Annotated in this window: 9 protein-coding genes and 1 pseudogene; 8 read left to right on the top strand and 2 right to left on the bottom strand. The window is 38.5% G+C overall.

Features of this window, described 5'->3' with window-relative positions:
- The first annotated feature begins 168 nt into the window (after nt 1-168).
- The 7 genes from P20495_RS00160 to P20495_RS00185 all read left to right on the top strand — a co-directional run bounded on the left by P20495_RS00160 (nt 169) and on the right by P20495_RS00185 (nt 7542).
- Nucleotides 169-2136, top strand: coding sequence for a hypothetical protein (locus P20495_RS00160; protein WP_008139598.1), 1968 nt, complete (start codon nt 169-171; stop codon nt 2134-2136).
- Nucleotides 2137-2207: 71 nt separating this feature from the next.
- Nucleotides 2208-2666: a thioredoxin family protein gene (locus tag P20495_RS00165; RefSeq protein WP_008139596.1), complete on the top strand. Its 459-nt coding sequence runs from the start codon at nt 2208-2210 to the stop codon at nt 2664-2666.
- Nucleotides 2667-2815: 149 nt separating this feature from the next.
- The gene (locus tag P20495_RS00170; protein ID WP_008139595.1) at nt 2816-3604 is read left to right on the top strand and encodes a trypsin-like serine protease; all 789 of its coding nucleotides are present in this window, start codon (nt 2816-2818) and stop codon (nt 3602-3604) included.
- 580 nt (nt 3605-4184) lie between these two features.
- A complete protein-coding gene (locus P20495_RS21190) occupies nt 4185-4484 on the top strand; it encodes a hypothetical protein (protein WP_202945848.1) in 300 nt (99 codons plus the stop codon).
- A gap of 407 nt (nt 4485-4891) precedes the next feature.
- A complete protein-coding gene (locus P20495_RS00175) occupies nt 4892-5539 on the top strand; it encodes a hypothetical protein (RefSeq protein ID WP_008139591.1) in 648 nt (215 codons plus the stop codon).
- Nucleotides 5536-6645, top strand: coding sequence for a hypothetical protein (locus P20495_RS00180; protein ID WP_008139590.1), 1110 nt, complete (start codon nt 5536-5538; stop codon nt 6643-6645). Before P20495_RS00175 ends, P20495_RS00180 begins: the two co-directional genes overlap by 4 nt.
- A gap of 537 nt (nt 6646-7182) precedes the next feature.
- Nucleotides 7183-7542 carry a GFA family protein gene (locus P20495_RS00185; protein ID WP_008139588.1) on the top strand — a complete coding sequence of 120 codons (360 nt, stop codon included), beginning with the start codon at nt 7183-7185 and terminating at the stop codon, nt 7540-7542.
- Nucleotides 7543-7623: 81 nt separating this feature from the next.
- Here the strand turns inward: P20495_RS00185 and P20495_RS00190 are convergent, their stop codons facing one another.
- Nucleotides 7624-8502, bottom strand: coding sequence for a LysR family transcriptional regulator (locus P20495_RS00190; RefSeq protein WP_008139586.1), 879 nt, complete (start codon nt 8500-8502; stop codon nt 7624-7626).
- A 121-nt stretch (nt 8503-8623) separates the two neighbouring features.
- On the opposite strand from P20495_RS00190, the pseudogene P20495_RS21185 reads away from it, so the two are divergent.
- Nucleotides 8624-9705, top strand: a pseudogene (locus tag P20495_RS21185) (YeiH family protein).
- A gap of 26 nt (nt 9706-9731) precedes the next feature.
- On the opposite strand, the gene P20495_RS00195 reads toward P20495_RS21185, so the two are convergent.
- Nucleotides 9732-11042 (bottom strand): DASH family cryptochrome, encoded by a 1311-nt coding sequence (locus P20495_RS00195; RefSeq protein WP_008139581.1) that lies wholly within the window; start codon nt 11040-11042, stop codon nt 9732-9734.
- Nucleotides 11043-11159: the final 117 nt, after the last annotated feature.

The following is an 11159-nucleotide window of genomic DNA, read 5'->3' as shown; positions in this document are numbered from 1 at the left end:
ATTGCAGAGCTGGGTTAATAACATGTCAGATGACGCTGCATTTACCCGTTCTACGTTTATTAATAAATATTTTGTATAAATAATAGGTAAAAAAAGCCTCTTTAAACTAAAGCTTTTAACCAAACGACCGATAGGTTACTTAATAGAGTTTAGCGATTAGGGATAATCATGGTTAATAATGCATTTGGCAGTTTGGCTAATTTAAACACTTTGCTTGCCCAATCAGTTAATAACACTAACCAAACCTCTGTGACTCCTGCGCTACTAACCAGCGGCGATCTTCAAGCTATTAATGATTTACAAACTAACGCGCCAAAAATAACCGATGGGTTATTAAGCCAGTTAAATAATGAAACTCTTGATGAAGCACTAGCCAGTAATCAAAATGTAGAGGACGTTTTAAAGCAGCAACTTACCTCGTTATTTACTATTTCAAGCACGCCTAGCGCGCTTAACTATAAACTCTCCGATGAAGAACTCGCCCTACGCACCGTAATAAGCTCTCAGCATGAGGGGTTATTAAAAAACGAAAACAGTACCCAATTAATTGAGCGATTAAATACGTCGGTTAAAAATATTCACGGTGCTTATGCTAATACCAGCGATATTTTATCGAGTTTAGGTCAGCTTGGGCATGAGCAAAAAACGTTTTTAGCCTCAAGCCAGCAACGTGTTGAGCGCTCGCTTAATCCTTACATGGAAAGCCTTAATCGCGCAAAATACGAGGATGACGATAACTACCTGTTTGAGCTCTCGGTAAAAACTAAAGAGGGTGATGTTATAAACATTACCTTTAACTCATCGCAAGGTTATGACGAAAAAACAGGTGAAGCGATAGATGGCTTTGGCATAAGTTACGAAGTTAATGGTAATTTATCTGAGGCTGAACATGGCGCTTTAACGCAGGTTATGGCGGGGGTTGGCGAAATGGCCGATGAGTTTTTTAAAGTGAGTGAAAATTCATTCAACCCTCTTATAGTGCCAAATCAAACAGACATGAGCTTAGATTTTTTAGCGGGCTTTAATAGTGATCAGTTAGCCGGTTTTAATGTGTCGTTTTCAACAACGCAAAATGATGCGCTTGATACTGACCAGAACACGCTTGATTTAAGTTACTCCGTTGATGAAGCATTAAACCAGCAAGCACTTGTGTTTAAAGCCGCAGGTGGGCAAAACGACATTGATTTTGCACTCGATATGTCAACCATTGGAGCTAAAGACACGCAGCAAATGCAGCAGTATTTAGCGTCGCTCGATCAAAGCCTAGAAGATAGCCGAGTAAACAGTACTAAAGATGATAAAACATCTGCATTTGGTAAAAGTGGCGATGAGGTAATGCAACAAGGTTTTGCATTGTTTAAAGGCGCTTTTGCGAGTATGTCAGCGGCGGCTGAGCGTTATAGCAATTTGGAGTCACTTGCAGATCAGCACTTTAATGACGGGCGCGCTATGGTTGCCGATTTGGTTGATAACATGATTACAAACGATGCCCGTTACCAAGGGCTTGGTAATAAGGCGCCAAATACATTAGGAGCGGGTATTTCTAAGCTCGCTGATTTTGATGCTACATTTTCTTATGCGCTTGATAACGGCGACTATCAACCTAAAAGTACAATTGAGCTAAGCCAAGCGACTGAACAAGCCCAATTAGGGGAACTTAGCGGTGTAACGCAAAGTAAAAATGTAAGTAGCCACTTTGATTATCAATACAGTCGCCCTGATTATTACGACAAAGAAGAGAGTTATAACGTAAACACCGCCGTTAAAAATAAAGAGCTTGTGGGGCTTGATCAGTCTCACGAGGTTGATGTTGATACAAAAATGTTTGAGTTTAATCCGCAAACTAATCAATACGAGCTGCAAATGGCGATGCAAGAGCAAACTGTTAGTAAAAGCGACATTCGCTTAATTGACGATATTTGGCTTGAAGAAAACGAAAACAGCTACAACATGAATAAAAAAGAGCGTGTTGAGAGCGACGAAAAGCAAGACGAGTTTAAAAAAACAAGCAGCCATTCTCATAATAAACTAGTTACCTTAATTGGTGACTTAGATAAGCTAGCTGAGAATAAAAACGTAAGGCGAGAATATTTAACTAACTTATCGCAAGTTAACTTTTTTATGGATAAAAAGTAACGGTTTTGAGTTGTTCACTCCACACTCAATATTGGGTATAGTCGTTTAATACCTAAATTAAGAGCAACCTTATGTTTAAACAATTAATTTTACTGTGCGCTCTAAGCATGCCGCTTGTAAGCTGCGCTGCTACGGCACCATTTTCGGGCGAGATAAGTACGCAAGCACTGCTAAGCGACTACGATAAATTTAACGAACAATACAAAGTGTTTACGCCAACGGCGCAAGATATAGCGCTAATGCAAAAATTAGCAGGTAAAGAGCTTATTGTATTGTTCGGCACGTGGTGCCACGACAGTGAGCGCGAAGTGCCAAAACTCATTAAGTTACTTGATGCATCGAAAGTACAACTTGCAAGCATTGACTATGTGGCCGTAGGCTACAACAAGCAAGACGATGCAGGCATTGCACAGGCCCACGACTTACAATACACACCTACGTTTATTGTTAAACAAAATGGCAAAGAGTTAGTACGTGTAGTTGAAAAGCCAACGGGTACATTGGCGCAAGATTTAACTCAGGGTTTGTAAATAGACCTTGGTTATATCGACGCTGCCAATTTAGCTAATAGACTTATAAGTTAGCTGCTGGCCCGCTATGAATAGTCTCCTGATACTTTATTATATGAACTCAGATTTTGACCTCTTTGGATTCTTCACAAATTACACTATGGAGTGATATGAAACTTTCCATTTTTCTAGTATTAGCCCTTTACTGCATCGACTCCAATGCGGTAGTCATGCGACATGATGTTTCAGTTGACAAGTATCGTGTTGAAAAAATACCCGAATACATAATCGATATGCCTCAGGAAGGTCATGGAGTTCTCATTGATGAACAATGGGTAGTCACCGTTGCACATACCATCTTTTTCGATTATGCGGGCTCTAAGTTAAACGTCGGTTCGAAACAATATGAAATTGAAAAAGTATATATTCATCCAAACTACGTAAAACCCAGCAGTAATATACTTAGTGGCGATTTAGCACCGCTTATGCAAGTTTTGAAATCAAGTAGTGATATTGCTTTAATAAAACTATCCAGGCCTGTTTTAGGTATTAAGCCAATTTCTATTTATTCAAAATCTGACGAAAAGGGTAAAGTCATAACTGTATTCGGCAAAGGCGCTATGGGTAATGGATTAACAGGTGAAAATTTAGAGACTAAATCGCTATATCGGCCAAACAAATTTCAAAATGTTGTAGAAAGTGCAAATGGCAAATGGCTAACTTTCAAATTTGACTCACCGCGCAACGCGCTCCCTTTGGAAGGAATGCATGGCTCTGGAGACAGCGGGGGCGCCTCTATCATTTATCAAGATGGTGAGCTCTCTCTAGTGGGTCTGTCTAGTTGGCAATTTGCAATTGGAGATGTTTCGGCATTTAAAGGCGGTTTATATGGTACAACTGCTTATCAAACTAGAATATCTAGTTACTACAACTGGATTAAAGGTGTTGTGGGTAGCTAGCAAGCCGATTAACGCGCTTACTTCGTTTGCTGGGACGCTACAATATTTGTGGTTTCGCCAGTATGCCCCACGAACCTGCCCCCGTTAATTACTACGAAAATATCTAAATTAAACAGGTGATAAGCCCAGTTAATACTTTATTACGCGAAAAATGTAATGTTTAGTACATAATCTAGAAAAGCAGAGAAACATGATAAACTCATAAAAGCTACTCAAGCAGCAGTAATACCTTATAAAACGCCAATTAAAGCAGCATCAAACTCTTTTTTATATTCAGGGTAAAAATACAACAATCGATTGACCCAAAATAGGAACTCGGCTATGGTTAGTTGACCTACCAATATAAAATTAAAAACGAGTTATACCAATTTACTAATGAAGTTAGCTATTTTGAGATAAGAGCACCTTGTTGATAATGAAGCTAAAATTTCGTTATTCTCTTCAATTGCTCTACATCCATGCAGTCGTAAATAATAAATTTTCAACGCAATTGTCGTCAGATTTGAGCACTCAAACTGATTAAGTATTTTAACGGATTAGTATTAATGTGAGGCTTGTTAGCCTACTCAAGGATGTGTACATGTATCGAAATATATTCCTATTCTTATCAATGTTTTTATCTTTCTCAGTATTATCTGAAACATCCAGTGATAGTGAAAATATACAAAGAGCTGTTCTTGATTACATAGAGGCTCAGCACAACGTTGAACCTGATCTAATGAAAAGAGGCTTAGATGAAAAACTAGCTAAAAGAACTTACTGGAAATCTGAAGATGGTTCAGAGTTCGTCATGGAAACCGATTTTAAAACAATGGTGTGGGTGGCTGAAAACTACAACAAAGAGGGGAATAAATTTGCTGTCTCACCAAAGTTGATATAGATATACTGGATATTGATAATCGAGTAGCATCAGTGAAGCTAACGGTCGATGATTGGATTGATTATATGCATTTGTATAAAAATGGAAAATAATTAACGTTTTTTGGCAATACCATGATCCAAAAAAACACTCGAGTCAAAAGTAAGCTAACAATTTAATAAACAGGGGCATAGCTAGCTTATCCCGCTGTTTAGTATACATCTTTACATCACACTTAATGATGGTGTAAATGTGAGTGAGCAATAATTTGTTAGTCCCTAAATTTAAAGTTGAACTTAATGGTAAAGCGTTCGAAGATTAATTAGGTGGCTTTTCGTTTCATTTTATTTTATTGATTTAAATGCATGCTATGCGATAAGCCTTTACTTAATGATAAGTGCAAACAGCTTTTTAAAATGGAAGTTTCTATGAAAACTGCAGTATTAGTTTTAATGATTATGTTACTAACCGCCTGTAAAACAACAAATATAAATACAGTTTTACATCATGAACCATCAACTCAAGGAATCATTTCTGGCAGTATGGCTTGGCCTATTGATGGCCCAGTGTATAACCCTTTAGTTTTTAAATTACGATCAACAGACACCGGGCAAGAGTATTCACTAGAAGTTCGCCCTTCATTTAATATATTTCATGGAAAAACAGAGGTTCAGTTTTCTTCTAATGGTTATGGTGGGACGACGTATGCCCTAGCCTTACCATCGGGCGAATATGAATTTTATAATTACAGCATGTATGATCTAAACGGGACAACGTGGTCTTCTAGAAATGATTATTCAATCCCTTTTAATGTCTCCGCTAATCAAACTATCTACATTGGTGAAATTAAGCTTCATGTTAAGAGCAGCACAGATTTTTTAGGCGGAGACGTATACCATGGCGGGTTCTGGACATTTGCAGATAAGCATAAACGTGATTTAGCTATCCTATCAAAACACCAACAAAACCTATTTAATGAAAACACCTTAGTAGATATTCCAAAAATTAAACGTAAATTTACTGATTTAGTTTTATTACCTAGTGAAAAAATTAATCAAGATGAGAGCGAAAAATGAAAATAAAAAATATTAAACCTCTTGCAATAATTATTGTGTTGTTAACTTCACTGCTTGGTTGTCAATCAACAAAAAGCAATAAAGCAGATATAGAACATAAGCAATATGCTACCTATTTTAGTGAACATAAAAACTATAAAGATGCTATTGCAAATGATAATAAAAAAGAGGCCTACCGAGCACTCAATGCTATGTTTGAGCTCTCTAAATCAAATACAGATTATTATTCACTGACAGGGAATTTGCTAGCGAGTTCATTTGTTTCAGGTGCATTTAATAAATTAGATGAAAAGGAATTTAAAAAAATCGCCGCAGTGTTAGGAGACGAATTAAACTTGCAACTAAAGTTTAAAATTGAAAGTATTGAAAAATATTATGCTTTTAAAAAGTTGGAACCAACAAAGCTGCTGGCTTTGCATAATGATACCAATAAATATTGTCAAGCGGATAGCATCGCTATGCGTCTACCTATTACTGATGAGAATGAGGCATTACATTATTTAAGTAGTAATGATTGTCTAAGTGATGCGTTAAAAGATGATCCAAATGCTAGAGCATTATACGTAGAGTACTTAACATATATTGCCAGTCGGCCAGATATGAAGTTACGCGCTGATGGATTCAAAATTTATGATACCAGTAGTAGTCAGTATTCTGCGTTGTCTCAAGAGCAACAAAGCGCGTTATTATCTGCCAAGGAACAGGTTTTTGCTTTTTCTACTGAAACTAAAGCACCGAATTTCTCGCTTTCTGTAAAAAAAGGAGAGTTAGAAGAATTAGAGGCTATAAGCAAAATTGGTGAACTATTACCATTAGCCAAAAGTGGCATAGCCAAAAACTATCAACAGATTGAAACATTATTTAATGAAATAGAGGTGACAAGTAAACAGAAATCTAAAACAGTTCCTGCGGTTTTAAATTTATTAGCATCGCTGGCTTTAGAGCAAAGAAACTTAATCGCGTTTGATAGTTATGTAAAAAATATGAATAGTGCACAGTACTTAACAAAAGAAAATAACAATTATTTCAATCAATTAAGGCTTATTATTTTCATTAAGAGTAAAGACTATGTAAACGGTTTGAGCTATGTTGATACTTTAATATAAGCAAAGCCACGGCTATTAGGATTTTTTATATGGATCAGATACTTTTGCTGATCCTATTTTCACCTGGTTTTTCTAGCAACTCCCTGGATCTGTTGACCTTTCAAGGTTAAATATGCAGCAGTCTATTTGGTATTTAGGCGAGGCAGAGCCTACGTAGTGGCAGGAAATAAACATGACATAATGGACGCTCCCTTGAAGTCAAGACGAGCTAATGTATAAACATAAAAATAAATGTTTTTCTTTAATTATCGTGAACGAATAAACATGACACCCATCCTAAATTTTGCACTTTTCGAAGTTAGATGTCCCGAATTCGGGGCCCGCATATAAGCTAGCATCTAAATTTATTTTAACTTTTTCTTTTTGACATTTACGGGGAGTCCATATAAGACCCTAGATAGAGGCTGAACAATATTAGGATGATCTCCAGTTAAACCTGCTTAGTGGCGGTCTAGTTTTGTTAGTTCAATAAGCGATTATGCAACATAAACTGCGTGTTGTGTAAATACTAAAGTGTTAACTGTCCAAGGAGGCTACATGATCGAAGCAACTTGCCATTGTGAAAATATAGCAATAACCACAAAAAAATTACCGAAATCAGTAACCAGTTGTAATTGTTCCATATGTTATCGTATTGCAGCTTTGTGGGTATATTACACAGCGAATCAAGTAGTAATAAAACAAGAATCAAATAATGCTGTATATCTATGGGGTAATAAACTACGTTCGTATCACTCGTGCTCGTTTTGTGGTTGCACCACTCATTACACTCAAAAACGAGATAATGGTACAAATAGAGTTGCAATAAATGCCAGAATGGTAAACTCAGATATTATTAAAGCAGTAAATATCAGATATTTTGATGGTGCGAATACATTTAAATATATCGAGCAATAAAGCACTCAACAAGAGGCTAAGCTTACCAATTATCGCATATACGCGACTTACAAATCGCGTATACACTTATTGATATAAACATTATTCACTAAACAGGCTTTTTTCGAATGCTTGTGCGGCATGTGAAGACGGTCTGTCTTTATAATGCAGTTGGTATAGCGGCCGAGAGAGTTGCTCGTTATTTTTTTGGCTCAGGCGTGTTAATTTACCTAGCTGCACTAAATCCTCAGTAACTACATTTGGCAATAAAGCGACCCCCATACCTTGAGCGACGGCTCTTGCTATTGCCTCGTTGCTGCCCAATTGCATACTGCGCTCTGCTATTGCGCCATGTTGGGCTAATAACTTAACCGACATTTCTAAAGTGCCCGAGCCCGGCTCGCGCAGTAGCCAAAACTGTTTGTTTAACCATGCTTTTAAGTTTTTAGCTGGCTTAAAGTTACTGGGTATAACGATACTCATTAAATCGTTTTGCCAGTGCTTATTTATAATATGCGGCTCAGTTGGTGTGCCTTCAACCAGTGCTAAATCGATAGTGCATTCAAGTATGGCGTGCTCAATTTGCGCGGTATTAGCCACTTGTACTTCTACTTTTATATGTGGGTACTGCGAGCAAAATTTAGCTAAATAGGGCGGTAGCCAATAGCTGGCAATGGTTGTACTAGTGCCTATAACGAGCGTGCCACGCTTGAGCCCTGTGCGTGATTTAATATCTTCAATGGCGGCTTTTTCAATGGCAAAAATGCTACGTGCATGATCATACAAGGCTTGGCCGGCCTCGCTTAAGGTAAGTTTTTTGCCTTTAGATGCACGCTCTATAAGTTGAATATTTAATTGGTGCTCAAGCTCTTTTAGCGCTTTAGATACAGCCGGCTGGCTTATAAAAAGCGCTTCGGCTGCGCCTGAAAAGCTACCCAATTTAGCCACTGTATAAAACACCCTAAGTGCATGTAAGTTCATTGAACACCTTAAACTGTATAACCTTAGGTTATCAAATCATGATTTTAATATATTGGAGTTATATTTTGAGCTTTTTTACAATTAAGTCAACACATCAACATGGTTTAAGTGAGGGAATATTATGCTTAGCGCTATTAAAAATAGTTTTCAGCCTTTGGGTATTAATACTAAGCAATACGGCGATACGCGCTGGTGGTTAGGTATGCTGCTGGTGGTTGTTTTGGCGGGAGCATCTGTTGCATTAAGTAAGTTACCCATAATGCAAAGTGCGCAATTTAGCTCTTTAACTATTGGTATAGTGCTTGGCATTATTGTGGGTAACAGTGTGTTTTCGCGCATTGCTACGCAAACCGATGTTGGTGTTGATTACGCTAAAAGTATATTGCTTAAAGCGGGGGTAATCTTGTTTGGGTTTAGAATTACCTTTGCGCAAGTAGCGGGCGTAGGCTGGGAAGGCTTATTAACCGATGTTGTAATGCTGTTAGGCACATTTATTTTGGCAGTGCAGCTAGGTAAGCGCGTATTTAAGCTTGATGAACAAACAACCATATTAATTGGCGCGGGTAGTTCTATTTGTGGTGCCGCTGCGGTTATGGCAACTGAGCCGGTTATAAAAGCGCAGGCGCATAAAGTATCGGTAGCGGTGGCAACGGTGGTGGTGTTTGGCACGTTAAGCATGTTCGCCTACCCAATTATGTTTGATTACATGGGGCTGAGTGAACACGCTTACGGTATTTTTGTAGGCTCAACTATTCATGAAGTAGCGCAAGTGGTTGCAGCGGGCACAGCTGTAAGCGCCAATGCTGCAGATACCGCCGTTATAGAAAAATGCTAAGGGTGATGATGCTTGCACCATTTTTAGTGGGCTTATCGTTTTGGCAAAGTAAAAAGCATGCTAAAACAAACAATAACGTGCATGGCGGCGAGCAAAAAGCGGGTATTACAATCCCTTGGTTTGCGGTGTTATTTATTGTGGCAAGTGGTGTGCATTCACTCTCTATTATTCCTCAAGTGACTACAAACGCAGTTGTTTGGTTTGATAATATATTACTCACCATTGCGATGGTGGCTTTGGGTTTACGCACACATGTTGGGGCAATTCCCCAAGCGGGTATTAAACCGCTGTTACTGGCGCTGTGTTTATTTTTGTTTTTAACGCTAGGCGGCTTTGCCATTAATATAGGTATTGCTGAGCTGTTTTAAACGTTATTTGGTAAAAGTTGATTGGCTTAAATTGGCCAATCAACTTCGTTTAAGTTATCCAGCTGCGCGCTGGTATTTTTATTACCTTGCCATTTATTAGTGTAAATACCGTGCGGATCAAACTGTGCGGTTTGCTTTTGTATATTAAAATGCCTACCGCCACGCGGATCTACACCTACACCAGCAATATATTGCCAGTTACCCCAATTAGCCGCTACGTCGTAATCAATCAATTGCTGTTCAAAATAAGCCGCACCATAGCGCCAATCAAGACCAAGTTCGTTCACTAAGCAGCTCGCTGCAACTTGCCTTGCTCGGTTTGATATATAACCCGTGGCATTAAGCTCGTTCATAATGGCATTTACAAGTGGGTAAGGCGTTGAGCCATTACACCACGCAGCAAAGCGATTTGGCATAAACGTAGTAAGGGGCTTGGTTTGTTTTTGGCCAGTAAAGCTAAACAGGCTGTTGCCCGCATTGAGTGCATGCCATTTAAAATACTCTCGCCATAGCAATTCAAACTTAATCCAATAAGTAGATTCGTTTGCGATATGTTTATGTTCGTACTCTTCAACCGCTTTATAAACTTGCCGTGCACTTACACAACCAAAGGCAAGCCAGGTACTAAATTTTGTGGTGTTATTAAAGCCATCAAGCTCGTTTCGAGTTGTTTTATAGGTACTTGGCAGTAAGCCCGAAAAGTACTGCGCCAAATGAGCTTGCGCACTTTTAAATCCGCCGTGCATTATCGCGTTGTTGTCATCAGTAAGCTCAATTGGTTTGGCCGCACATAATGTTATAGGTTGAGGGAGTAAACCTTCAGGTAACATTGAGAGGGTTATAGGTATATTGGCTGCCTCTGACTTTTTACGAAACGGGGTAAAGCTTTTAGGTAGCTCGTTTAAATCAAAAGGTAGGTCGCTTTGTTTAAATAGGGTGTCTTGCAGCACGCCTGTAAATTCAATATTTTGGCAATGTGCTTTGAGTAAGTTTATTTGGCGTTGCTCGTACAGGCCAAATTGCTCACTGTATACCACTTCATGAATATTTTGCTCATTTATACGCGCTTTTAAAAGCGATACGGGTTCACCCTCAAGCACATGCAGGGTTTGCCCGCGCTCAATTAGTGTTTGTTGTAGTTCGTACAAGCTTTGCATTAAAAACTGATGTTTATGCACGCCATATGGCTTTTGTTGGTAGTTATTATTTTTAAACCAGTGTGGATTTATTACAAATACAATATCGAGCGCACATTGCCCAGTAGCAAGTTCGCTTAAAATAGGGTTGTCGTCTATTCGTAAATCGTTTTGTAGCCAATATAAAATGCGTTTGCTCATAGGTTTGCTCAGGTTTTTGTAATCATTAACTTTACGAAGCAAAAGCGGGTGAGGATTAGTTTTGAGGTGTTTAAGAGGGTTTTAAAAAGAGGCGGCAAATAATACCGCCTCCTTTAA

The organism is Pseudoalteromonas sp. BSi20495 (genome assembly GCF_000241185.1).
GTDB lineage: Bacteria > Pseudomonadota > Gammaproteobacteria > Enterobacterales > Alteromonadaceae > Pseudoalteromonas > Pseudoalteromonas fuliginea.
Note: the sequence above shows the minus strand (reverse complement) of the source record. Positions and strands in the feature narration are given on the sequence as shown.

Excerpts from the sequence above, each read along its gene's own strand:
- P20495_RS00160 (WP_008139598.1), top strand. The coding sequence starts at position 169 with ATGGTTAATAATGCATTTGGCAGTTTGGCTAATTTAAACACTTTGCTT.
- P20495_RS00165 (WP_008139596.1), top strand. The coding sequence starts at position 2,208 with ATGTTTAAACAATTAATTTTACTGTGCGCTCTAAGCATGCCGCTTGTA.
- P20495_RS00170 (WP_008139595.1), top strand. The coding sequence starts at position 2,816 with ATGAAACTTTCCATTTTTCTAGTATTAGCCCTTTACTGCATCGACTCC.
- P20495_RS21190 (WP_202945848.1), top strand. The coding sequence starts at position 4,185 with ATGTATCGAAATATATTCCTATTCTTATCAATGTTTTTATCTTTCTCA.
- P20495_RS00175 (WP_008139591.1), top strand. The coding sequence starts at position 4,892 with ATGAAAACTGCAGTATTAGTTTTAATGATTATGTTACTAACCGCCTGT.
- P20495_RS00180 (WP_008139590.1), top strand. The coding sequence starts at position 5,536 with ATGAAAATAAAAAATATTAAACCTCTTGCAATAATTATTGTGTTGTTA.
- P20495_RS00185 (WP_008139588.1), top strand. The coding sequence starts at position 7,183 with ATGATCGAAGCAACTTGCCATTGTGAAAATATAGCAATAACCACAAAA.
- P20495_RS00190 (WP_008139586.1), bottom strand. The coding sequence starts at position 8,502 with ATGAACTTACATGCACTTAGGGTGTTTTATACAGTGGCTAAATTGGGT.
- P20495_RS00195 (WP_008139581.1), bottom strand. The coding sequence starts at position 11,042 with ATGAGCAAACGCATTTTATATTGGCTACAAAACGATTTACGAATAGAC.